We start from the raw sequence: 24,525 nt of genomic DNA, 5'->3' as shown, positions 1-24,525 counted from the left end.
TCAGCCGACCACGGCGTTGCGCTCCCGTCTGGCCTGACCGTGACAGGTGGCCAGCCGAGCCAACAGGTGGTCAAGCTGCTCACCGGGCTGGCTCTGCACCAGCCCGATGCTGACGGTAACCGGCCGCTGGGTCAGCAGGCTGGCGTCGGCAATCTCCAGCCGTAGCCGTTCGGCTATCTCCAGTCCACTCATCCGCTCGGTTTGGGAGAGCATCAGGATAAAACCGCCCTCATCCCAGCGGGCGAAGGGATCTTCTCGCCGCAGCTCGTGACGCACAATGCGCGCCAGCTTGGCGATCATGGCATCGCAGGTTGCCTCGCCAAACAGCAACTGGATTTTGGCCATGTGGTCGATGGAGAACTGCAGCAGGCTGAAGCTGCCACTCTCGGTTGCCAGCCGCTCCTCCAGCAGTTGCTCGAAGCGGCCGCGACTCTCCAGACCGGTCAGGGGATCAGTGCCATGCCGCTCTTCCACCAGCACCACCGCAGGCTCGAGATGACGGACTACCCCCAGCAGATGGCCCCGTTCGTCACGGCGGATGCGCTCTTCCAGCCGGATATAGTGGCCATGATGATGGAGAATGCGGTATTCGAGGCGCAGGCCACTGCTGCTGCCGCTCTGGCAGGCGAGCAGGGAGTCTTCCAGCCGGGAGAGATCGTCGGGATGGACCCGATCCAGCCAGCCAAGCTCGTCAGGCCAATGCTCCCCCAGCCCCAACAACCGCAAGCAAGAGGGATCACGGCGCAGTCCCTGTGGTGCGGACCAGGTCCAGATCCCCGCCTCCAGCAGCGCCATCGCATCAGCGAGCAGGCCCGGATCAAGCCGGGCAGTCACATCGACTTGGGGTGTCTTGAGCATTTCCATGGGGCGCCTCGAAACAGGATCTGAATACCTGCTCAATAAGTAACATTGGCTCTCACGCCGAGCAACAGGGTCAGATCGCTTTTGTGTGATACCCGTTCATCAGGGTCTGCCAGTTATCCGGAACGAAGTGGAAGCTGGTATGCAATTGGGCCTCTTTATTAAAGGAGCGCTGCAACCGTTCCAGATTGGCCTTCTGCCACTCGCCAGGCGAACGGATGGCTCCTTTATCAAAGTCGATGACCCACACCTTGTTCTCTTTATCGAGCAGCAGGTTGTGGCTGTTAAGATCGGCATGATAGACCCCGGCATCGTGCAACTGGCGCACCGTCTGGCCAATCTTGTGCCATACCTCGGCCACCACAGGCCCCTGTTTGAGCAGGGCCACCATATCCTTGGCACCGCGAATCCGCTCGATCAGGATATCGGCCCGATAGAAGGGGCCCTGTTTGACCATGCGGGCACCAAACGGACGCGGCACTGGCAGCCCCAGTTCGCACAACCTGGCCAGCAGGGTGTATTCGGCCATGGCGCGGCTCGACTCAACCCCTTCGAACCAGAAGCGATCCCGCACCACCTTGCCCACCATGCCGCCGCGATAGTAGTGGCGCAGCACCAGATGGCGGGACTCATCCTTGACGAACCAGGTCACCCCCCGACCAATGGCGGTACCCACCACCTGCCGGTTGTTCTGCCACCAGGCAGGATCGAATAACTGGGGAGAAGGGTCGCGAAAGGCCCCTTCGGCATACCAGCAGATCTGGTTGTGTTCGGTCTGTATTCGCATTATGAAGATCCCGCTCGGTGGGTCATTGATCGCTTGCGCGATGAGGCTGCCACTCTGGCATGCGCGCAATTTTACAATCCGCAGGGGAGTTTGCATAATGCCATCCACCCTTTTTGCCAGCCGTGCGCCACAACATGCCGCTATTTCAAACGCCACCCTCCTCCATCTGCATCCTGCGGCTCTCCGCCATCGGAGATTGCTGCCACGCACTGGCGCTGGTGCGCGTCATCCAGCGGGAGTGGCCACAAACCCGCATCACCTGGATCACCGGCAAAATCGAGGCAACCCTGTTTGCCGATCTGCCCGGCGTCGAGGTGATCCCCTTCGACAAGAGCAAGGGGTGGCGCGGCTATCGCGATCTCTGGCAGACCCTCAAGGGGCGCAAATTTGATGCCCTGCTCCACCTGCAGGCCGCCATGCGCGCCAGCATTGCCACCCTCGGCATCCGGGCCAACATCAAACTCGGCTTTGACAAGGAGCGGGCCAACGACGGTCAGTGGCTATTTACCAACCACAAGGTGCCATCCCCCGCCTCCCCCCACGTGCTGGACGGTTTCCTCGCCTTCGCCAAAGAGCTTGGCATCAAGGATCTGACTCCGGACTGGCAACTGCCCATCAGTGCCGAACATCTGGCATGGGCAAAGGAGAAGATTGGCGGCAAACCGACCCTGTTGATCTGCGCCGCCGCCAGCAAAGCGTTCAAGAACTGGACTGCAGCAGGCTATGCCGCGCTGGCGGATCACGCCGCCAGCAAGGGCTTTCAGGTCTATCTCTGTGGCGGGCCAGCCAAACTGGAGCGGGATCTGGCTGCCGAGATCCAGCAGCTGAGCCACAGCAAACCGGCCGATTTGGTCGGGCAGACCAACCTCAAGCAGTTGCTGACACTGATTGGCGAGGCGAGTCTGGTGCTGGCACCCGATACCGGCCCCACCCACATGGCGACCCTGGTCGGCACGCCAGTGATCGGCCTCTATGCCCACCACAATCCGGCTCGCACCGGCCCTTACCTGTGCCGCGACTACGTGGTCAGCGTCTATCAGCAGCTGGTCGAGCAGGAGACCGGCAAGCCGCTGGCCGAACTGAGCTGGCGTACTCGCCTCAAAGACCCGGAAGCCATGAGCAAGATCACCCCCGAGCAAGTGATCGCCGCGTTCGACCGGCTTTGCGCCGATCGTCAGCTACCGCACTCGCAGCACTGACAGGGCAACTCGGGAATTCCGAGCCATCAGGCAGGGATAACCTGATGGCCCCCGCCCATCCCCACAGGCACAATGCTGGCTGATGTGGGTTACGCTCCCGCAGCAAGCTACGAATACTTTGATCGGCTGGAATATGATTCCGGCCGTTTTTTTATTCGCCGTATTCTGGTAAAATTCGCCGCCTTTACATCCCCCTAATTCAAGAATTTTCCGCGTTTTGCGTTTGGCTGTCTCCCTTTCGGGCACAAGACGGCGGCCTCTGCTACAACCAAAACAGCGGTTTCGATTAAAGGTAATAACATGGCGCAACAAGGCACTCTCTATATCATCTCTTCTCCGAGCGGCGCGGGTAAATCCAGCCTGCTCAATGCCTTGCTGACCAAACCTAACGCCGCAGGCAAGATGCAGCTGTCAGTTTCCCATACCACTCGCGCCACTCGCCCGGGCGAAGAGCACGGGGTGCACTACCACTTTGTGCAGGTGGAAGAGTTCAAGGCACTGATCGAGCGCGGTGATTTTCTGGAGTGGGCCGAAGTGTTCGGCAACTACTACGGCACCTCCCGCGCCGCCATCGAAGCTTGTCTGGCCAAAGGGATCGACGTATTCCTCGATATCGACTGGCAGGGTGCCCGCCAGATCCGCGAACTGATGCCGACCAAATCCATCTTTATTTTGCCACCCAGCCGTGAAGAGCTGGAGCGCCGCCTGATTGGGCGCGGTCAGGACAGCAGCGAGGTGATCGCCGGCCGGATGGCGAAAGCCATTGCCGAAATGGTGCACTACGACGAGTATGACTATGTCATTATCAATGAAGACTTCGAGCAAGCGCTGTTCCAGCTCGGGTCCATTATTGAGTGCCAACGGCTGGAAATGCATAACCAGCAACAGGCTCAAAAAAACTTGCTGCAACAGCTACTGGCAGAGTAAGCCAAAAACAAGTAAACTTTTGCGTCATTTTTAAACACTGCTTTTCTAAATACAGAAAGCCCAAACACTGGAGTCCTGCATGGCACGCGTTACTGTAGAAGATGCTGTAAAACAGGTAGGTAACCGTTTTGACCTGGTGCTGGTCGCCGCCCGCCGCGCTCGTCAAATCGCGGTACAAGGCAAAGATCCCCTGGTCGACGAAGAGAACGACAAGCCGACTGTGATCGCCCTGCGTGAGATCGAACTGGGTCTGGTAAACAATCAAGTGATGGATACCCAGGACCGCTACGAACAGCAAGAGCAGGAAGCCGCCGAGCTGGCTGCCGTTGCTGCCATCGCCGAAGGTCGCGGTTAAGTAATTTCTCCGGTTGGCACCCGCCCGGGTGCCGACTGTTCATCCCCATTTACAACCGCTCGAAAACCTCGCAAACTCAGGGCTATACCTCAATTCCACGAATTGCCGTTTCACCGCTGCGGGGACTGTCTTGTATTTATTTGAAAACCTTAAAGAAATAGCCAGTTCCTATCTGCCGCCAGAGCAGGTCGAGAAGCTCAAGCAAGCCTATGTGGTGGCCCGTGACGCGCACCAGGGCCAGATGCGCTCCAGTGGCGAACCCTATATCACCCATCCCGTTGCCGTAGCCCGTATCCTGGGCGACATGCGTCTCGACCATGAAACCCTGATAGCCGCCGTGCTGCATGATGTCATCGAAGACACCTCGGTGACCAAGGTCGACCTGGCCGAGCAATTTGGCAGCGCTGTTGCCGAGCTGGTGGCCGGGGTCTCCAAGCTCGACAAGCTGAAATTTCGCGATCGCAAAGAGGCTCAGGCCGAGAACTTTCGCAAGATGGTGATGGCGATGACCCAGGATATCCGGGTCATCCTGATCAAGCTGGCCGACCGCACCCACAACATGCGCACCCTGGGTTCGTTGCGTCCGGACAAGCGCCGCCGCATCGCCCGGGAAACCCTCGAAATCTTCGCCCCCATCGCCAACCGCCTCGGCATTCACACCATGAAGAACGAGCTGGAAGAGCTGGGCTTCGAGGCACTCTACCCGATGCGATCGCGGGTGTTGCGGGAATCGGTACGGCGGGCTCGCGGCAACCGTCGCGAAATCATCGACGCTATCCAGAGCGAAATCAGTGGTCGTCTGCACGAAGCGGTGATCGAGCATCAGGTCAGCGGTCGCGAGAAAAACCTGTTCTCCATCTACAACAAGATGGAGAAAAAAGAGCTGCAATTTCATGAGGTAATGGATATCTACGCCTTTCGGGTCAAGGTGAAGGACATAGATACCTGTTACCGGGTGCTGGGGCAGATGCACAGCCTCTACAAGCCGCGCCCCGGCCGCTTCAAAGATTACATCGCCATCCCCAAAACCAACGGCTACCAGTCGCTGCATACCTCGCTGGTAGGCCCCCACGGGGTGCCGGTGGAGGTACAGATCCGCACCGAATTTATGGATCAGATGGCCGATAAGGGTGTTGCCGCTCACTGGACCTACAAACAGGATGGCGACAGCTCCGGCACCACGGCACAGATCCGCGCCCAGCGCTGGATGCAGAGCCTGCTGGAACTGCAGCAGAGCGCTGGCAGCTCCTTTGAGTTTATCGAGGGGGTTAAAACCGACCTCTTCCCTGATGAAATCTACGTCTTTACCCCGGAAGGGCGGATCATGGAGCTGCCCACCGGCGCAACTGCAGTGGACTTTGCCTATACGGTACACACCGATATCGGTCACGCCTGCGTTGGTGCGCGGGTCGATAGACACCCCTACTCCCTGAGCAGCCCGCTGCATTCTGGCCAGACAGTAGAGATCATCACGGCGCCGGGCGCCCGCCCCAATGCAGCCTGGCTCAACTTCGTGGTGACCACCAAGGCACGTTCCAAGATCCGCCAGTTCCTCAAAAATCTGCGTACCGAAGAGTCGGTGGTGCTGGGTCGCCGCCTGCTCAACCATGCGCTCGGCGCCAAAAATATCGAAGATATTTCCGAACCGCGCATCAAACAGGTGCTGGCAGATACCAAACACGAGAACCTGCAGGGGTTACTGGCCGATGTGGGTCTGGGCAATGCCATGAGTGTCATGGTGGCCCGTCGCATGCTGGGTGATGAGCTGCCGCCTGACGAACAACCCAAGTCCAGCAGCAAGAAGATGCCGATCAAGGGTGCCGACGGCATGCTGGTCACCTTCGCCAACTGCTGCCGCCCGATCCCGGGAGATGCCATCATTGCCCATATCAGTCCGGGCAAGGGGCTGGTGATCCACCAGGAGTCTTGCCGCAACATCAAGGGCTACAGCAAAGAACCGGACAAGTACCTGCCGGTGCAGTGGGAAATTGACAAGGATCAGGAACAGGAGTTCCGTAGCGGCATCAGTGTCGAGATCGTCAATCATCAGGGTGCGCTGGCGGAGCTGGCTAACGTGATTGCCGCCACCGGCGCCAATATTCACGCCATCAGTACCGAAGAGAAGGATGGCCGGATCTATCTGGTCAGCCTGCTCATCACCACTAAAGGCCGGATCCATTTAGCCAATATCATGCGCAAGATCCGCGTAATGCCCAACGTGCTCAAGGTGAGCCGACAGAAGAACTGAACACAGGCGGCGCAAGCCGCCTGCTGCTTTTATAGCAACAACCATTGCCCGGCATGCTGCCGCCCACCATCGTCATGCAGGCCCAGTGTCAACTCGCTTTAACCGTCTGCATGCACGAGAAGAGTGCACAAACCTCACCGAATAGACATTGATATGACCCCTGAACGCTTTAAACGAATCTCCGACATGCTGGCCCAGCGCCAGCTCGATTTGACCGTCTGCATGGAAGAGGTCCACAAACCTCACAATCTGGCCGCCATCGTGCGTACCGCTGATGCCATCGGCATCCACCGGGTACACGCCGTCTGGCCCAAAACCTGGATCCACAAGCGCAAGGGCACAGCCCGCGGCAGCCAGAACTGGGTGGATGTAAAACTGCACCCGGATATCGGCAGCGCCGTTGCCGAGCTGAAAGCCTCCGGCATGCAGATCCTGGCGACCCACCTCTCTGACAGCTCGGTCGATTTTCGCGCCATCGACTACACCAAACCGACCGCCATTCTGGTGGGTCAGGAGAAGCACGGCATAGGTGAAGAGGCGCTGGCGCTGGCCGATCACCATATCGTCATCCCCATGGTCGGTATGGTGCAGTCCCTCAACGTCTCGGTGGCAGCTGCCGCCATCCTCTACGAGGCCCAGCGCCAGCGCGAGCTGGCCGGTTGCTATCAGCGCGGCTGCCCGCTAAGTCTGGAAGAGCAGAACAGCATACTGTTCGAGGGGGGTTATCCCATCTATGCCCAGCTCTGCAAAGAGAAAGAGATGCCCTACCCCCAACTCGGCCCGGCCGGTGAAATTGTGGCGGACGAAGAGTGGTGGCAACGGATGCAGTTGACCCGCAAAGGTTGGGCGCAGCAGAGCGAGCAGGACGATCCGCAGGAGGAGTGATGGAGAACCCTTTTGGCAGCTGGCTGGAGTCCCGCATCATCCGGGATCACCTGACCAACCCGAACATAGAGGCCGGCGACTACAGCTACTACTCCGGCTACTACCACGGCAAGCCGTTCGAGGATCACTGCGTCCGCTACCTGCTCGGCGATGGCTCGACCCGCGACACCTGGGAGAGCGGCCTGTGGGGCGAGGTGGATCGGCTGATCATCGGCAAGTTCTGCTCTATCGGCTCAGGGGCTACCTTCATGCTGGCAGGCAATCAGGGCCATCGGCTGGATTGGGTCTCCACCTTCCCGTTCAATCCCGACACCTTTGGCGAAGGGGCTCGCAGCGGCTTTCTGCGCAAGGGGGACACCCGGATTGGCAACGATGTCTGGATCGGCTCGGAAGCGATGATCATGCCCGGCATCACCATAGGTGATGGCGCCGTCATCGCCACCCGCGCCGTGGTGACCAAGGATGTGGCCCCTTACACCATCATGGGCGGCAACCCGGCCCAACCGATCCGCCGTCGCTTCAACGATGAACAGATCATCATGCTGCAAGAGATGCGGTGGTGGGACTGGCCCCTGCCCCGCTTGCAAGCTAGCATGGCGCTGCTCTGCTCGGGGGATATCGCCGCCCTTTATCACCAATGGCAACTGGAGTGTGCCTGATGAAACCCCTCTCTCTTTCCCTGTTGGCCCTGACCCTGTTTTCTGCCGGAGCCCTTGCCGTGACCAATACCTATTCGCTCACCAGCGAAGCCGATGTGCCTACCCTCTACCAGCAAACCCTGCCCAACTTCTGGCGCCAGCATGCGGTTGAAGGGGAGTTCAAGGGCAAGGATGGGGTGACCATCCGCTATGCCGCGCTGCGGCAAGCCAAGGTCGATCGCGCCATCCTGATCGTCAATGGCCGGGTCGAAAGCTACCTCAAGTATCAAGAGTTGGCGTGGGATCTCTGGCGTCAGGGCTACAGCCTCTATCTCATCGACCATCGCGGTCAGGGGATGTCAGAGCGAATGCTGGATGACCAACAGAAGGGATATGTCGACAATTTCGACGATTATGTGCTCGATCTCAAGCAGTTTCACGACCAGATAATCATGGCGGACCAGCCCGCCAAGCTGTTCCTGCTGGCCCACTCCATGGGTGGCGCCATCTCGGCCCGCTATCTGGAACGCTGGCCCGATGATATCAAGGCGGCCGTGCTCTCCTCACCCATGCTGGGCATCAACCTCGGCGGTCTGCCCAAGTGGCTGGCCAAGGGCTTGGCGAGCACCATAGGCACGGTCGGCGGCTGGATCGGCGAGCCTCCCTACGGCCCCGGTCAGGGTGCCTATCAGGATCACGGCTTTGCCGATAACGAGCTGACTCACAGCCAGTCCCGCTATCAGGCCTTCCGCCAAATCTATGAGCAGCACCCGCAGATCAAGTTGGGGGGCGCTACCGCCCACTGGATTTATCAGGGGATCACCGGTGCCGATGCCGCCATCGCCGATGCAGGTGCCATCAAGACCCCGCTGCTGGTACTGCAGGCTGGCAACGACAGCGTGGTGGACAATGCCGCGCAGGATCGCTTCTGCACTATTGCCAAATGCGAAGGGGGCAAACCGCTGCGCATCGAGGGGGCCTGGCACGAACTGTTTATCGAATCCGATGACAAGCGCCAACCCGCCCTGACCGCCATGGCCGAATTTTTCGCCCGCTTCTGAGCTGGCTATTTTTTGTAACCCTAAATAAATGGGGTGACAGTGCGGGCTAAGGTAAACTGCCCCTGTTTTCAATTGATGCCGAGGTAATGATGTTCAAGGTAGTTGTATCCGATCTCGATGGCACTCTGCTCAACAAGCAGCACCAGATCTCTTCCCGCACCCGGGATACCCTGCACCGCCTGGTAGCACAAGGTGTAAAGTTTGTAGTTGCCACCGGTCGTCACCACGTTGATGTACGCAGCTTCCGCGATGCGCTGGGGATGGACATCTACCTCATTACCTCCAATGGCGCCGTGGTCCATGACAAACAGGATCAGCTGATTTTCAACCAGCCGCTGCCAACCGAAATCGCCGCCGAACTGATTGCACTGGAACGCGACCCCTCTATCCACCTCAATGTCTATCAGGGTGATGATTGGGTGGTGGAAGAAGAGCTGCCATGGTTGCTGCAGTTCCATGACGAGTCAGGGTTCACCTACCGTCTGGTCGATGACCTGACCAAGGAACCGAAAGAGAAGATCAACAAGGTGTTCTACATCGGCGACCACGAGAAGCTGCTGAAGATCGAGGCGCACCTCAACCAGCGTTACGGCGACCAGCTCAACGTCACCTTCTCCCTGCCGGATTGCCTCGAAGTGATGCACGCCGGGGTTCACAAGGGCAACGCGGTACGTGCCGTGCTGGAGCAGAACGGTTTCGACATGTCAGAGGCGATCGCCTTTGGCGATGGCATGAACGACTTCGAGATGCTGACCATGGTGGGACGCGGCATCGTGATGGGCAATGCCCATGACCGCCTGAAAGTGGCACTGCCGGAATATGAGCAGACCCTCACCTCCGATGAAGATGGCGTCGCCGTCTATCTGGAAAAATTGTTCGAGCTGGAGAACGTCAGCGTAGCCTGACCCTCTCCATATCCACATCAGATTCCACAAAGCCTCACCATGTGAGGCTTTGTTTTTTCAGGGTCTCCAGCCAGGGATTGGGTTGCTGCCAACTGAAGCTCTGGTTGGCCCCGCCGTAGCATTCGGCCAGTCGCAGCGGAGTGCCGGGCATATGGCGTCGCCCGGCCACATCGAGGCAGCGGGAGACCTTGCTGTTGAACAGCCTGTCCTTCTGCCACTCCCATTGCGCCCGCCCATCACAGGGGGCCAACATCAGCTCGCTGTCGCTTTTGGCCTGCAGGCAGAGATCCTGCAGGCGCAGCTCACCCAGATCCCACTCGAACAATTGATCGTCTTTGCCGCTGCAGGGTTGTGCCAGCATCTTCTGCTGTGACACCGCAACGCAAAAATCGCCACTGGTCAGCAAGGGAGAGCGGGCGCGATCCTCCTGCGGTTGTGACGCAATGGAGCCCATCATCATATCGGTTGATGGCGGCTTGATGGTACAGCCACCCAGCAGCAAGGCTGCCAGCATGGCGGGAGTGCAAGAAAAAGAAATTTTGTTATACATGGGAAACACGCCTGAAATGGGCCGATGACATCCGGTTGTCAGTGACTCTAGGCTGCAGCATAACTGAAAGGGCAGACATCTTGCCCGAAGAGAGTGTAAACAGACGTAACAGCGGGTTAATAGAGGCGAGGATCGCAAATACCAGAAAGCAAAAAACCCCGCCGAAGCGGGGTTTTTCTAAATGTGGTCGGTGATAAAGGATTCGAACCTTTGACCCTCTGGTCCCAAACCAGATGCGCTACCGGACTGCGCTAATCACCGAGGCTATTTCTTGCGAAACAGTTTACTACTTTTAAAGTCTAAAAACAACAACTTAAGTCATCTTCATCATACAGCAAGTATGGTGCGAAGAGAGGGACTCGAACCCTCACACCCGGGGGGCACTAACACCTGAAGCTAGCGCGTCTACCAATTCCGCCACCTTCGCATACCTGACAAGCTGTAAAATGGGGTGGCTGATGGGGCTCGAACCCACGACAACCGGAATCACAATCCGGGACTCTACCAACTGAGCTACAGCCACCACAGCTGTTTTCGTTCCACAACACGCCCGTTTAACCGGCGCACTTTTAATGGTGCGCCCGACAGGATTCGAACCTGTGACCTCTGCCTCCGGAGGGCAGCGCTCTATCCAGCTGAGCTACGGGCGCTACGCTGTCGAACGGGGCACATTATTGATGATGAACGATGTCTAGTCTACATTTTTTTTCCTTTATCGTGCTGACCGTTGTTTTTTGCAGCATATCGTATGCTTTTATCGCAGTTCCCCTCCATAAATACACCAAACGGCAGAATGTGCGCTGATCTTTTGTGTCATCTTGGCTTGCTACCTTGACTTGGTTTTATGCCAGCCTAAAATGAATGAACGTTCATTCAACCGAAAATTGCGCAGATGAGTCCAGATAAAAAAGAGTGCATCTTCAATGCTGCCCATGAAGTGCTGGGTGAACGGGGCTTTCATGGTCTGTCGATTGCAGAAGTTGCCAAAAAGGCCAACGTTGCCACCGGCACCATCTATCGCTACTTCGCCGACAAGGATGATCTGGTTCGGCAGCTCCATCAGCACACCATCTTGCAGTGTGTCCCCATGGTCATGGCTGATGTAGATGTCGATAAAGTTGTATTTCAACAATTTCGCCAACTATGGCTAAATATTCATGCCATTTTTGTTAACGAACCCAACGCTATCAAGTGCAAATTGCAGTACGAGAGCTCTCCGCTAGGGGCAGAATTGGAGACCAATCCTGTCATCCTCGCCGCATGGGAGCCTCTGGACCGATTTTTTGAACAGGGCGTTGAACAAGGACTGTTTATTGATTTACCGATACGAGCACTCCAGGTGTTGAGCCTGGACAGTGTCATGCATCTGGCCCTGCAATGCAGGGTTCATCACATCACGCTGACCGAAGCGCAGTTGGAAACTGCGATTCTGGCCAGCTGGAACGCCATTTTACCCCCCATCACGTCTACCTCAGGAGCCTGTTCATGAAAAAGTGGATGGCCATTATGCTGCTGATTGCGATTGCCTTGTTTGGCAGCGTCATCGGTTTCAATTTGTTCAAACAAAAGATGATTGCCCAATACATGGCCAACCGGCCAGAACCCGAATTCCCTGTCACCGCCATGGTGACCAAGGCGCAAGACTGGGTACCGACCATAGAGGCAATCGGCTTCATCGAGCCAAACCAGGGGGTCACTCTGTCTACCGAGCTAGCCGGTACCATTGATGCCATCACCTTTGAGTCGGGCACACGGGTTAAAGCTGAACAGCTGTTGCTGAGCCTGGACTCCAGCGTAGAAAAAGCCAATCTGCGCGCGTCCCAAGCCAAGCTGCCCGCAGCCAAGGCCAAGTTCGATCGCTTCCTGAATCTTTACAAGACCAGCTCTATCTCCAAAGAGCAGCTGGATGACGCCGAGGCATCTTTCCGTTCACTGGAAGCGGATATCGAGAGCCTCAAAGCCACGATTACCCGTCGTGAAGTCCGCGCCCCGTTCAGTGGTATGGTCGGCCTGCGCAACGTCTTCCTCGGTCAGTACCTGCAACCGGGTACCGATATCGTGCGACTGGAAGATACCAGCATGATGCGCTTGCGCTTCACCGTGCCCCAGACCGACATCTCCAAAATCACCCTGAACCAGATCGTCAAGATTAATGTGGATGCCTATCCGCAAACCCAGTTTGACGGCCACATTACTGCCATCGAGCCAGCCGTTAACTACCAGAGCGGCTTGATCCAGGTGCAGGCTGATATCCCGAATAACGAAGGCCAACTTCGTTCCGGTATGTTCGCCCGTGCCAGCATCATTTTGCCAACGGTGAAAGATCAGATGGTTATCCCGCAAACCGCCATCTCCTTCACCCTTTACGGTCAGAATGTCTACGTCCTCAAACAAGGCGAAGAGACCGATAAAGAGGGTAACAAGGTGAAAGTGCTGCGAGCCAAGCAGGTCGTGGTCAAGGCGGGTGAACGACGCGGCAATGACGTGCATGTGCTCTCTGGCATCCAGGCCGGTGACCAGATCGTACTGTCGGGCCAGGTTCGCCTGAGCAACGACACCAAGGTGCATGTGGTCGAGAACGATGCTCTGGCCGTCCCGGCACAAACCCCGATGCTGTAAGCGCGGAGATCTGCGATGCGATTTACTGACATATTTATAAAACGGCCGGTGCTGGCGATCTCGCTCAGCTTCCTGATCGCCCTGCTGGGCTTTCAGGCCATCTTCAAGATGCAGGTCCGGGAATACCCCGAAGTCACCAACACGGTGATCACCGTCAGCACTGGCTACTATGGTGCCAGTTCTGATCTGATCCAGGGGTTCATCACCCAGCCGCTGGAGCAGGCGGTCGCGCAAGCCGACAACATCGACTTCATGACCTCCTCCAGCCAGCTGGGTAGCTCAACCGTAACCGCGTACATGAAGCTCAACACCGACCCCAACGCTGCACTGTCCGACATTCTGGCGAAGGTTAACTCGGTGCGCTCCCAGTTGCCGAAAGAGGCGGAAGACCCCTCGGTCACCTCCTCCACCGGTTCCACCACGGCGGTGCTCTACCTCGGCTTCACCAGCCCGGAGCTCAACTCCAGCCAGATCACTGACTATCTGGAGCGGGTTATCAAGCCGCAGCTCTTTACCGTGGGCGGGGTCTCCAAGGTTGACCTCTACGGCGGTGTCGAATTTGCCCTGCGGGTATGGCTGGATCCGGCCAAGATGGCGGCCTTCAACCTGACCGCCAGCGATGTGATGACGGTGCTCAACAGCAACAACTATCAGTCAGCCACAGGTCAGGCGACCGGTTACTTCTCCCTGTTCAACGGCAACGCCGAGACCCAAGTCAAGGATGTCGACGAGCTGAAACGTCTGGTGGTGGCAACCCGTGACGGCAAGGTGATCCGCCTCTCCGACATCGCCAAGGTGAGCCTGGAGAAGAGCCACGACATCTACCGCGCCAGTGCCAACGGCCGCGAAGCGGTGGTCATGGCGGTCAACGCCGCCCCGACAGCCAACCCCATCACCATCGCCCACGATGTGCTGGCGTTGCTGCCGAGTCTTGAGCGCAATATGCCGACCACCATGCATCTCAACGTGATGTATGACTCCACCGTGGCGATCAACGAGTCCATCCACGAGGTCATCAAGACCATCCTCGAGGCCGCTGCCATCGTACTGGTGGTGATAACCCTGTTCCTCGGCTCGTTCCGTGCGGTCATCATCCCGATCATCACTATTCCCCTCAGTCTGATCGGCGTGGTGATGATGATGGATATGTTTGGCTTCTCGATAAACCTGATGACCCTGCTGGCGATGGTGCTGGCGATCGGTCTGGTGGTGGATGACGCCATCGTGGTGCTGGAGAACGTCGACCGTCATATCAAACAGGGAGAAGAGCCATTCCGGGCGGCCATTATCGGTACTCGCGAGATCGCAGTGCCGGTCATCGCCATGACGGTCACCCTGGCGGCGGTATACGCGCCAATCGCCCTGATGGGGGGCATCACCGGCTCCCTGTTCAAGGAGTTTGCCCTGACCCTGGCTGGCGCCGTGTTCGTCTCGGGAATCATCGCCCTGACCCTGTCACCGATGATGTGTTCCAAGATGCTCAAGGCTAACGAAACACCGGGCAAGTTCGAGAGCACAGTCCACCACCTGCTGGAGCGGATGACCGAACGCTACGACAGCATGCTGCACGCGGTGATGAAAAAGCGCATCGTCATCGTGGTGTTCGCCATCATCGTATTCGGCAGCCTGCCGTTGCTGTTCAAGTTCATCCCGAGCGAACTGGCACCGTCAGAGGACAAGGGGGTAATGGCCGTGCTGGGTACCGCACCGTCCAACGCCAACCTGGACTACATCGAAAACACCATGGCGGATGTGAACAAGATCCTCGACGACCAGCCAGAGATCGCCTTCTCCCAGGTCTTCTCGGGGGTGTTCAACGCCAACCAGGCGTTCGGTATCGCCTCCATGGTGCCCTGGAGTCAACGTGAAGCGAGCCAGAAAGAGGTGCTGGATCGGGTCGCCAATCTGGTGAAAGACATCCCGGGTATGGCTGTCACCACCTTCCAGTTCCCGGAACTGCCGGGGGCCTCCGGTGGTCTGCCGATCCAGTTCGTCATCACCACCCCGAACAGCTTCGAAAGCCTGTTCCTGGTGGCCGGTGAGATTCTGGCTGCCGCTCAGGGTAACGGTCAGTTCGTCTATTCGGATCTCGATCTGAACTACGACTCCGCCACCATGAAGATCAAAATCGACAAGGACAAGGCGGGTGCCTATGGCATCACCATGCAAGACATCGGCATCACCATGGGCACCATGATGGCGGACGGTTACGTCAACCGTATCGACCTGGATGGCCGCTCCTACGAGGTGATCCCGCAGGTCGAGCGCAAGTACCGTCTCAATCCGGAATCCATCAAGGGCTACTACGTGCGGGCCGCAGACGGCAAGTCGATCCCGCTCGGCAGCCTGATCAGCATTGAAGTGGTTGGCGAGCCCCGTGCCCTGCCCCACTTCAACCAGCTGAACTCCGCCACCATCGGCGCCGTTCCGGCACCGGGTGTGGCCATGGGTGATGCGATCAGCTGGTTCCAGACCGTCGCCGACGAGAAGCTGCCGCAAGGCTATCGTTACGACTTCATGGGTGAAGCCCGTCAGTTCGTCACCGAAGGTAATGCGCTCTATGCCACCTTCGCGCTGGCACTGGCCATCATCTTCCTGGTGCTGGCGATCCAGTTCGAATCAGTACGCGACCCCTTGGTCATCATGGTCTCAGTGCCACTCGCCATTAGCGGGGCATTGATTGCCCTGGCATGGGGATTGGCGACCATGAACATCTACTCGCAGGTGGGCCTCATCACCCTGGTGGGCCTGATTACCAAGCACGGCATCCTGATCTGTGAAGTAGCGAAGGAAGAGCAGCTGCTGCGCGGCATGAACCGGATGGAAGCCGTGATGCAAGCCGCCAAGGTGCGGTTGCGGCCAATTCTGATGACTACAGCCGCCATGATTGCCGGTCTGATCCCGCTGCTCTATGCCTCAGGCGCAGGGGCAGCACAGCGGTTCAGTATCGGTATCGTCATCGTGGCAGGTCTGGCCATCGGTACCCTGTTTACCCTGTTTGTGCTGCCGGTGATCTACACCTATCTGGCTTCCGAGCACAAACCCTTGCCGGTATTTGATGAGACCATTCCGCCCAAGGCAAACGGCGGACACTGACCATCAACAGCATATCAAGGCCCCGACCAGGGGCCTTTTTTATGGAGCTCAGGAAAGACGACATAAGTGCATGAAGCAGTTAAACTAAAAAAAACACTATCCAGACCGCAAGGACGCCATGTCAGGACTCTTCTCCAAGACCGCCAAGGCCGTGGGCCGTAACGGACTCTCATATCGCCTGCTCTCCTACATTCTGGTGTGCAGTACCGTACTGGCGCTGATCATCACGGCTCTGCAGCTCGCTTGGGATTACCGCAAGGATGTCGCCGTTATCGAAGACAGCATCGGCCAAATCGAAGCCTCCTTTCTGCAACCCATCGCCGCCAGTTTGTGGAACCTTGATGAAGAGCAGGTCAAGGTGCAGATCGAAGGGATCATGAACCTGCCCAACATGCAGTTCGTGATGGTCAAGGAGATGCTCGGCAACTCCGAAGTGCCGCTGCTGACCCAGGGGGTCGAGCGGGAAAGCTACGATATCTCCCGCGAATTTAACCTCACCTATCAGGGGGAAATCGTCGGAAAACTGTTCGTCGCGGCCTCTCTTGAGCAGATCTACCAGCGCTTGATCGAAAAATCGGTGCTGATCATGGTCAGCCAGACCATCAAGACCCTAGTGGTCTCATTTTGTATCCTGATCATCATTTACTACCTGGTGGTCAGACACATCAATCGCATTGCCAACTATGCCCAGAAATTCAATCTCGACCGCCTCGATATGGAACTTGAGCTGGAAGGGCGACCACAACCACGCCAAAAAATGGATGAGCTGGATACCCTGGTCTCGACCCTCAACCAGATGCGCACCCGACTGCGTGACGAACTGGTTGCCCGCCATCAAGCGGTCGAACAACTTCAACAGGAGCGGGATTTCTCCGCCACGCTGATCAACTCCGCCAACATGATCATCTGTTGCATGGAGCCGAACCTGACCATCGCCAGCATCAACCCGGCAGCCATCCTGCTGACCGGCTACCACCAGCAGGAGCTGTTGCAGCACAACTGGCTGGATCTGTTTGTTAGTCCGAACAAGCGGGCAGAGATTACCGACATCTTGTCAGCAGATGGCTCGCTATCGGACAAAGAGGTCATCATGCATGACCAGCAGGCACACGAGCTGGTGCTGCAGTGGACCTTCGTTCCCTTCTACGATGGCCCCAATCTCAAGTACCAGATCGGGTTTGGCTACGACATCACCCAGCTGAAAAAGGTCGAGCGGGAGATTATCCAGCTCAACGAACAGCTGGAAGGCAAAGTGGTGGAGCGTACCCGCAGTTTGAGCGAAGCCAACAACCAGCTGGGCAAGGCGTACGATGACCTGAAACAGGCCCAACAAACCCTGGTGGAGTCGGAGAAAATGGCCTCTCTCGGTTCACTGGTGGCCGGGGTGGCGCACGAGATCAACACCCCGATCGGCATCAGCGTGACCGCCTCCTCCTACCTGCAGGAGCGGGTCGCTGACTTCAAGTCACACATCGACTCCAAGCAATTGTCACGCTCCTATCTCACCGAGTTCACCGTCAACCTCGATGAGTCAATGCAACTGCTGCAGAGCAACCTGCGCCGCGCCTCGGAGCTTATCGCCAGCTTCAAGCAGGTGGCCGTCGATCAGTCATCTGAAGCACGCTACAACTTCAGTCTCGCCGACAACCTTCATCAGGTGGTGGTCTCCCTCGGCCACAAACTGAAGAAGAGCCAGTGCGAAGTGGATATCCAGTGCGATCCCAAGCTGTCGACCTTCTCTTTCCCCGGCAGTTTTACCCAGATCTACTCCAACCTGATCCTCAACTCCATCAACCACGGTTTCGACAACTGGGACAAACCAAAAAAAATCACCATCAAGGTGGAGCAACAGGGAGAAGACCTGCTGATCGACTATTCGGACAATGGCCGTGGCATACCACCGGAGATACTGCCGCGCATCTTCGACCCCTTCGTCACCTCCAAGCGGGGTCAGGGTGGCAGCGGGCTAGGCACCCACATCATTTACAATCTGGTAGTGCAACTGCTCCGTGGCCGCATCAACTGCATCAGCGAGCCGGGCAATGGTGCCCAGTTCCATATTCGCCTGCCGATCCAACATAACTGAACGCTGGCTCTTGTGAGCCAGCGGCTTTATCCCCATCATGCTGTGATTGCATTCTTAATGAGCGGAGAACCTCGCAATGGCACAGCATTTTGACTATATCGCCATCGGCGGCGGCAGCGGCGGTATCGCCTCTGCCAACCGGGCTGCCATGTACGGTAAAAAAGTTGCCCTGATTGAAGCCAAAGAGTTGGGTGGAACCTGCGTCAACGTCGGCTGCGTACCGAAGAAGGCCATGTGGTATGCCGGCCAAATCGCCGATGCCCTGAAATATGGCGCCGACTACGGCTTTGACACCACCCTCAACCACTTCAACTGGGCCAAGCTGGTCGAGTCCCGCCAGGCCTACATCGGCCGCATTCACCAGTCCTATCAGAACGTGCTGGGCAAGAACCAGATTACGGTGATCAAGGGCTTCGCCCGCTTCGTCAGCAGCAACACCATCGAGGTCAATGGCGAGCACTACACCGCCGATCACATCCTGATCGCCACCGGTGGCCGCCCGGAAATTCCGGCGATCCCGGGTGCCGAGCTGGGTATCGACTCCGACGGTTTCTTTGACCTGCAAAGCCAACCCAAGCGGGTTGCTGTGGTTGGTGCGGGCTACATCGCAGTCGAGATCGCGGGCGTGATGCAGGCGCTCGGCTCCGAGACCCATCTGGTGGTGCGCAAGCACGCCCCGCTGCGCAACTTCGATCCCATGATCCACGAGACACTGGTCGAAATCATGGCGCATGAAGGGCCCAAGCTGCACACCCACGCCATTCCCAAAGCCGTGCTCAAGAACGCCGACAACAGCCTGACCCTCCAACTGGAAGATGGTCGCCACCTCACCGTCGACTGCCTGATCTGGGCCATCGGCCGCGCACCTGCCACCGACAACCTCAATCTGGCTGCCGCAGGCATCGCGCTGGACGAGAAGGGCTTTATCCCGACCGACAAGTTCCAGAACACCGCCGTCGCCAACATCTATGCAGTGGGTGACAACACGGGTCGCATCCAGCTCACCCCGGTGGCCGTTGCTGCGGGCCGTCGCCTCAGTGAGCGGCTGTTCAACAACAAGCCGAACGAGCACCTCAACTACGATCTGGTGCCGACCGTGGTGTTCAGCCACCCGCCCATCGGCACCATCGGCCTGACCGAACCGGAAGCCATCGCCGAATACGGTGAAGATCAGGTGAAGGTCTACCGCAGCCAGTTCACCGCCATGTACTCGGCGCTGACCCAGCATCGCCAGCCCACCCGGATGAAGCTGGTCTGTGTCGGCCCGGAAGAGAAGGTAGTCGGTCTGCACGGTATAGGCTTTGCGATGGACGAAATCCTGCAGGGCTTCGGCGTCGCCATGAAGATGGGGGCCACCAAAGCAGACTTCGACAACTGCGTCGCTATCCATCCGACCAGTGCCGAAGAGTTCGTGACTATGCGCTAAAGGCGGATGCTGCAGGCAGATAACCATCCGCTCAGCGATATCCCCCCTTCACCCAAACCCGGCTCAGGCCGGGTTTTTTGATCTCTCCTCGCCATTTCTCTCGCAAAACCGCCGTTCTTTACGCCGATTTTACGCCTGCCACATGGCGCTTTATGGCGCCTTTACGCCTGTTTTACATACCCTTTCAGCGTCAATTACACCAACGAGGTCGATAGGGATTTACATCGACTCTCGGCGCAAATTATCTCAATGGAGTCGATATGAATTGGCTATATCTGCTGCTCGTCCTCGCCTTGATGGTCTATCTGCTGCGCGCACTAACGCGCAGTCACGAGTGAGGAAACTGATATGTGGCAAGAAATAATCTATCCGGTGGCTTTCGTGCTGCTGGTTCTGCTGCCAGCACCGCTGCTTGGCAATTACATGTACCGGGTATTTGAGGGAAAAACTCGCTGGTTGGCCCCTGTCGAGCAGGCAACCCTGGCCTGTTGCGGCACCGATGGACGGGAGCAGGACTGGAAGTCCTACGCCCTCAGTCTGCTGGCCTTCAACGGCGCCGGTTTCGGTCTGCTGTTCCTGATCCTGATGGCGCAGGGGTTGCTGCCCCTCAACCCGCAACAACTGCCGGGTCTGAGTTGGCAACTCGCCTTCAACACCGCGGTCAGCTTTATGACCAACACCAACTGGCAAGCCTATTCCGGTGAGGCCAGCCTCTCCTACTTCAGCCAGATGGTGGGCCTGACCACCCAGAACTTCGTCTCCGCCGCCACTGGCGCCGCCGTTGCAGTCGCGCTGTTCCGCGGTATCGCCCGCCAGCAGACCATCAACCTTGGCAACTTCTGGCAGGATCTGGTGCGTTTCTGCCTCTACGTGCTGCTGCCAATCGCGCTGATTATGGCGCTGGTGCTGGTGTGGCAAGGGGTGCCGCAAAGCCTCTCCGCCTATCTGCCGTTCCACGGTTTGGAAGGTCAGGAGCAGCTGCTGCCGCTCGGCCCGGCGGCCTCGCAGATCGCCATCAAGCAGCTTGGCTCTAACGGCGGCGGCTTCTTCGGCATCAACTCGGCACATCCGTTCGAGAACCCGACCGCCCTCTCCAACTGGCTGGAGATGGTCACCCTGCTCACCATCGCCGCCGCCATGGTCTTTACTTTGGGCCGCTACGTGAAAGACATGGCCCACAGCCGTGCCATTCTCGGCGCCATGACCCTCATGCTGGTGCTGGGGCTCTTCGTCTCCATCACTCAGGAGCTGAAGCTGGACCAGGCCCTTGCCCACCTCACCACTGACGCCAGCAATATGGCAGGCAACTGGGAAGGCAAGGAGAGCCGCTTCGGCCCGGTGCTCTCCAGCATCTGGGAAGTGGCGACCACTGCCGCTTCCAACGGCTCGGTCAACGCCATGCACGACAGCTTTGCCCCGCTCTCCGGCATGGTCGCCATGATCAACATGCTGCTGGGTGAAGTGGTGTTCGGCGGCGTGGGTGCCGGTATCTACGGCATGATGCTGTTCGTGCTGCTAACCGTGTTCCTGTGCGGCCTGATGGTGGGGCGTACCCCGACCTATCTGGGCAAACGCCTCGGCATCACCGAGATGAAGTGGGTGGTCGCCAGCATGCTGGTGATGCCGGTGGGTGTTTTGGTGATCGGAGGTATCACTCTGTTGATGCCAGATGCCAGCACCATCATCGGTCATGATGGCCCGCACGGTCTGTCACGGCTCATCTATGCCTACGCCTCGGCTGCCGGCAACAACGGCTCCGCCTTCGCCGGCTTTGCCGCTGGTGACAACTGGCAGTGCATCGCCATCGGTCTGGCCATGCTGCTCGGTCGCTTCGGCTACATCATTCCGGTACTGGCCATTGCAGGTCAGCTGGCCCGCGCGCCCCGTCAGGAGACGAGCGAAGGGGACTTCCCCATCAGCGGCCCGCTGTTCATTACCCTGTTGATCATTACCGTCCTGCTGATAGGTGGTCTCTCCTTCCTGCCGGTGCTGGCACTGGGCCCGGTGGCCGAACACCTGAGCCTGATCGGAGGGGCATTCTGATGAACCTGACCCTGTCGATCACCATCCGGATGCCAATGGCCAACTATCTGATGCTGGGAGCTTTCCAATGAGCAAGTCCACTGCAATGAGTTCCGACACCATTCAGGTGAAGGGCAAGAAACAGAAATCACAGATCATCCAGGCCATGGTTGAGGCCCTCTACCGCTTCAATCCCAAGGCGCTGTTTGGCAGCCCCATCCTGTTCACCCTCTGGCTGGCCGCAGTCATGGCAACCGTGGAGTCCCTGCTGGGGCAACCCTTCTCGGGTGTGGCTCCCTCGCTGGCCTGGCAGCTGACCGCCTGGCTCTGGCTGACCCTCTGGTTTGCCAACTTCGCAGAAACCCTGGCCGAAGGGCGCGGCAAGGCGAGAGCTGACAGCCTGAAAGCGGGCATGAGCCAGCTCAAGGCCCGTCGGGTGACCGATGCCAAAGATGGTCAGGGCGAGTGGGTAGCTGCCACCAGCCTGATGAAGGGGGATCTGGTGCTGGTACGCAGCGGCGAGATGATCCCGGCTGACGGCGAGGTGATCGCCGGTATCGCCTCGGTCAACGAAGCCGCCATCACCGGTGAATCCGCCCCCGTCATCCGTGAGTCGGGCACCGACCGCAGCGGTGTGACCGGCAACACCACGGTCGTCTCCGACGAGATTTGGGTGCGCGTCAGCAACAATCCGGGCGAGAGTACGCTGGATCGGATGATCGCACTGGTAGAAGGGGCCAAACGTCAGAAGACCCCCAACGAGATGGCGCTCGACGCCCTGCTGGTGGGACTAACCCTGATCTTCCTGCTGGTGGTGGCTACCCTGCCCTGGTTCCTCGACTACAACGGCACCCAGGTACCGCGCCTCTACCTGATCGCCCTCTTCATCACCCTGATCCCGACTACCATCGGCGGTCTGCTCTCCGCCATCGGCATTGCCGGCATGGATCGACTGGTGAAGTTGAACGTCATCGCCAAGTCTGGCCGTGCCGTCGAAGCAGCCGGTGACGTGCGCACCCTGCTGCTGGACAAGACCGGCACCATCACCTTCGGCAACCGGATGGCTGACGAGCTGATCCCGGCACCCGGTGTCGATCCGTCCCTGCTGGCACAAGCCGCCATGCTGGCCTCGCTGGGTGACAACACCCCCGAAGGAAAATCCATCCTGACCCTGGCTGGCAAGAGCATGGCCAAGCCAAGCCAGTTGGATGATGACAAGGTGATCCCCTTCAGCGCCGAAACCCGCCTGAGCGGGCTGGATCGCAATGGTCATCAATATCGCAAAGGCGCGGTGGATGCGGTACTCAACTACCTCTCCCTCGACCGCAAAGCGGTGCCGGAGCTGGTGCTCAAGTCAGTCGACAACATCGCCCGCCAGGGTGGTACTCCGCTGCTGGTCTGTACCCATGAGCAGTTGCTGGGGGTGGTCTACCTCAAGGACATCATCAAACCCGGCATCAAGGCTCGCTTCCAGATCCTGCGCCATATGGGGATCCGTACCGTGATGATCACCGGTGACAACCCGAAAACCGCCGCCGCTATCGCTGCAGAAGCCGGGGTGGATGACTTCATCGCCGAAGCGACGCCGGAGAAGAAGCTGGCCTATATCCGTCAGGAGCAGGCAGATGGCCGTCTGGTCGCCATGTGCGGTGACGGTGCCAACGATGCACCTGCGCTGGCACAGGCTGATGTGGGTCTGGCCATGAACGAGGGGACCCAGGCCGCCAAGGAGGCGGGCAACCTGGTGGATCTCGACTCCAACCCCACCAAGCTGCTGGACGTGGTGCTGGTCGGCAAGCAACTGCTGGTGACCCGTGGCGCCCTGACCACCTTCTCCATCGCCAACGACGTGGCCAAATACTTTGCCATTCTGCCAGCCCTGTTTATCGCCGCCTACCCGCAGTTGGGCGCGCTGAACCTGATGCAACTGGGCAGCCCGCAGAGCGCCATCCTGTCGGCCATCATCTTCAACGCCCTGATCATCGTGGCGCTGGTACCGCTGGCCCTGCGCGGCGTCAACCTGAAGGGGTCAGCCGCCAGTTTGCTGCGCCGCAACCTGCTGATCTACGGTGTCGGTGGCCTGCTGGTGCCCTTTATAGGAATCAAAGTGATCGATCTGGTCATCACCGGCCTCGGTCTGGTGTAACGGCATAACCGGGATGCGGGACAGACCCGCATCCCCAGCCATCCTTTTGGAGCAAGAGAATCATGATAGCAATCAGAACCCTGTTGACCCTGACCCTGCTGCTGGGGGTAGCCTACCCGCTGGCGGTCACCGGGCTGGCCCAACTGCTGTTCCCCTGGCAGGCCAACGGCAGCCAGCTCACCGACAGCAAGCAGCAACTGATCGGTAGCGCCCTGCTGGGGCAGAAATTCGAGCGGGCTGACTACTTCCATCCCCGTCCCTCCGCCAGCGACTTCAACACCATAGGCGGCAGCGCCAGCAATCTGGGGATGAGCTCGCCACTGCGTGCAGAGTTTGCCGAACAGGCGGCCAAGACGGCGGAAAAAACCAACTCTCCCGCCATGCTGACCCGCTCCGCTTCCGGCCTCGACCCCCATCTGCCGCTGGATGCGGTGCTGGCTCAGGTGGACCGCGTCGCCAAACAACGTGGGCTGGATCCCGCCCAACTGACGGAGCAGGTCAAGTCAGCCACACAAGCTGGTATCCTTGGCCCGCAGGTGGTCAACATTCTCCAGCTGAATCTGCAACTGGATCATCAAAAGGGCGCCTGATGGCGCCCCATCCGGTTTGGTGATGACCTCGATTTTCGCAACGGGCGGTTGGCTCGATAGGGATAACAATGGCTGATGTGGTAAGAGCTGACATCCTGCTGGTGAGCCTGAAACAGGAGCATGG

19 protein-coding genes and 4 tRNA genes are annotated in these 24,525 nt (G+C 58.5%); 16 read left to right on the top strand and 7 right to left on the bottom strand.

Going from position 1 to position 24,525, the window contains the following annotated elements; translation table 11 throughout:
* Nucleotides 1-864, bottom strand: a complete 864-nt coding sequence (locus CK911_RS17490) for a sensor domain-containing diguanylate cyclase (protein ID WP_098971536.1) — start codon at nt 862-864, stop codon at nt 1-3.
* 70 nt (nt 865-934) lie between these two features.
* The gene (locus CK911_RS17485; RefSeq protein ID WP_068979180.1) at nt 935-1,648 is read right to left on the bottom strand and encodes a 3-deoxy-D-manno-octulosonic acid kinase; all 714 of its coding nucleotides are present in this window, start codon (nt 1,646-1,648) and stop codon (nt 935-937) included.
* 134 nt (nt 1,649-1,782) lie between these two features.
* On the opposite strand from CK911_RS17485, the gene CK911_RS17480 reads away from it, so the two are divergent.
* From CK911_RS17480 to CK911_RS17440, 8 genes are all read left to right on the top strand, one after another.
* The gene (locus tag CK911_RS17480) at nt 1,783-2,847 is read left to right on the top strand and encodes a glycosyltransferase family 9 protein (protein WP_098972764.1); all 1,065 of its coding nucleotides are present in this window, start codon (nt 1,783-1,785) and stop codon (nt 2,845-2,847) included.
* 300 nt (nt 2,848-3,147) lie between these two features.
* A complete protein-coding gene (gene gmk, locus CK911_RS17470) occupies nt 3,148-3,774 on the top strand; it encodes a guanylate kinase (RefSeq protein WP_098971534.1) in 627 nt (208 codons plus the stop codon).
* Between the two features lie 79 nt (nt 3,775-3,853).
* Nucleotides 3,854-4,129, top strand: coding sequence for a DNA-directed RNA polymerase subunit omega (gene rpoZ / locus CK911_RS17465; protein WP_005307060.1), 276 nt, complete (start codon nt 3,854-3,856; stop codon nt 4,127-4,129).
* A gap of 130 nt (nt 4,130-4,259) precedes the next feature.
* Nucleotides 4,260-6,377 carry a bifunctional GTP diphosphokinase/guanosine-3',5'-bis pyrophosphate 3'-pyrophosphohydrolase gene (gene spoT, locus CK911_RS17460; protein WP_042022990.1) on the top strand — a complete coding sequence of 706 codons (2,118 nt, stop codon included), beginning with the start codon at nt 4,260-4,262 and terminating at the stop codon, nt 6,375-6,377.
* Between the two features lie 153 nt (nt 6,378-6,530).
* Nucleotides 6,531-7,262 carry a tRNA (guanosine(18)-2'-O)-methyltransferase TrmH gene (gene trmH, locus CK911_RS17455; RefSeq protein ID WP_172954043.1) on the top strand — a complete coding sequence of 244 codons (732 nt, stop codon included), beginning with the start codon at nt 6,531-6,533 and terminating at the stop codon, nt 7,260-7,262.
* Nucleotides 7,262-7,921: a CatB-related O-acetyltransferase gene (locus tag CK911_RS17450; RefSeq protein WP_098971530.1), complete on the top strand. Its 660-nt coding sequence runs from the start codon at nt 7,262-7,264 to the stop codon at nt 7,919-7,921. The genes trmH and CK911_RS17450 overlap by 1 nt, the downstream gene beginning before the upstream one ends.
* On the top strand, nt 7,921-8,961 hold the full coding sequence (locus tag CK911_RS17445) for an alpha/beta fold hydrolase (protein WP_098971527.1): 1,041 nt from the start codon (nt 7,921-7,923) through the stop codon (nt 8,959-8,961). The genes CK911_RS17450 and CK911_RS17445 overlap by 1 nt, the downstream gene beginning before the upstream one ends.
* A gap of 89 nt (nt 8,962-9,050) precedes the next feature.
* A complete protein-coding gene (locus tag CK911_RS17440) occupies nt 9,051-9,866 on the top strand; it encodes a Cof-type HAD-IIB family hydrolase (protein WP_098972762.1) in 816 nt (271 codons plus the stop codon).
* Between the two features lie 34 nt (nt 9,867-9,900).
* Here CK911_RS17440 and CK911_RS17435 read toward each other — a convergent pair whose 3' ends face one another.
* The 5 genes from CK911_RS17435 to CK911_RS17415 form a co-directional block, all read right to left on the bottom strand.
* On the bottom strand, nt 9,901-10,416 hold the full coding sequence (locus CK911_RS17435) for a ricin-type beta-trefoil lectin domain protein (RefSeq protein ID WP_098971525.1): 516 nt from the start codon (nt 10,414-10,416) through the stop codon (nt 9,901-9,903).
* A gap of 184 nt (nt 10,417-10,600) precedes the next feature.
* Nucleotides 10,601-10,677 (bottom strand) — tRNA-Pro (locus CK911_RS17430).
* 80 nt (nt 10,678-10,757) lie between these two features.
* Nucleotides 10,758-10,843: transfer RNA gene (locus CK911_RS17425), tRNA-Leu, on the bottom strand.
* A 20-nt stretch (nt 10,844-10,863) separates the two neighbouring features.
* Nucleotides 10,864-10,939, bottom strand: a tRNA-His gene (locus tag CK911_RS17420).
* 50 nt (nt 10,940-10,989) lie between these two features.
* Nucleotides 10,990-11,066: transfer RNA gene (locus CK911_RS17415), tRNA-Arg, on the bottom strand.
* A gap of 242 nt (nt 11,067-11,308) precedes the next feature.
* Here CK911_RS17415 and CK911_RS17410 point away from each other — a divergent pair.
* The 8 genes from CK911_RS17410 to CK911_RS17370 all read left to right on the top strand — a co-directional run bounded on the left by CK911_RS17410 (nt 11,309) and on the right by CK911_RS17370 (nt 24,401).
* A complete protein-coding gene (locus CK911_RS17410) occupies nt 11,309-11,905 on the top strand; it encodes a TetR/AcrR family transcriptional regulator (RefSeq protein WP_042022985.1) in 597 nt (198 codons plus the stop codon).
* A complete protein-coding gene (locus CK911_RS17405; RefSeq protein WP_068979174.1) occupies nt 11,902-13,035 on the top strand; it encodes an efflux RND transporter periplasmic adaptor subunit in 1,134 nt (377 codons plus the stop codon). The genes CK911_RS17410 and CK911_RS17405 overlap by 4 nt, the downstream gene beginning before the upstream one ends.
* 15 nt (nt 13,036-13,050) lie before the next feature.
* Entirely contained in the window at nt 13,051-16,131 is a 3,081-nt protein-coding gene (locus CK911_RS17400; RefSeq protein ID WP_098971523.1) for a multidrug efflux RND transporter permease subunit, read from the top strand.
* Between the two features lie 118 nt (nt 16,132-16,249).
* Nucleotides 16,250-18,217 (top strand): ATP-binding protein, encoded by a 1,968-nt coding sequence (locus CK911_RS17395; protein ID WP_068979172.1) that lies wholly within the window; start codon nt 16,250-16,252, stop codon nt 18,215-18,217.
* Between the two features lie 76 nt (nt 18,218-18,293).
* Nucleotides 18,294-19,643, top strand: coding sequence for a glutathione-disulfide reductase (gene gorA / locus CK911_RS17390; protein ID WP_098971521.1), 1,350 nt, complete (start codon nt 18,294-18,296; stop codon nt 19,641-19,643).
* Nucleotides 19,644-19,991: 348 nt separating this feature from the next.
* Nucleotides 19,992-21,686: a potassium-transporting ATPase subunit KdpA gene (gene kdpA, locus CK911_RS17380; protein WP_098971519.1), complete on the top strand. Its 1,695-nt coding sequence runs from the start codon at nt 19,992-19,994 to the stop codon at nt 21,684-21,686.
* A gap of 67 nt (nt 21,687-21,753) precedes the next feature.
* The gene (kdpB, locus tag CK911_RS17375; protein ID WP_098971517.1) at nt 21,754-23,811 is read left to right on the top strand and encodes a potassium-transporting ATPase subunit KdpB; all 2,058 of its coding nucleotides are present in this window, start codon (nt 21,754-21,756) and stop codon (nt 23,809-23,811) included.
* A 62-nt stretch (nt 23,812-23,873) separates the two neighbouring features.
* Nucleotides 23,874-24,401 carry a potassium-transporting ATPase subunit C gene (locus tag CK911_RS17370; RefSeq protein ID WP_098971515.1) on the top strand — a complete coding sequence of 176 codons (528 nt, stop codon included), beginning with the start codon at nt 23,874-23,876 and terminating at the stop codon, nt 24,399-24,401.
* The last annotated feature ends 124 nt before the right edge of the window (nt 24,402-24,525 follow it).

It is taken from the genome of Aeromonas sp. CU5, assembly GCF_002586745.1.
GTDB classification, from domain to species: domain Bacteria; phylum Pseudomonadota; class Gammaproteobacteria; order Enterobacterales; family Aeromonadaceae; genus Aeromonas; species Aeromonas sobria.
The sequence above is the reverse complement of the archived record's forward strand: the minus strand, read 5'-3'. Positions and strand labels throughout refer to the sequence as shown.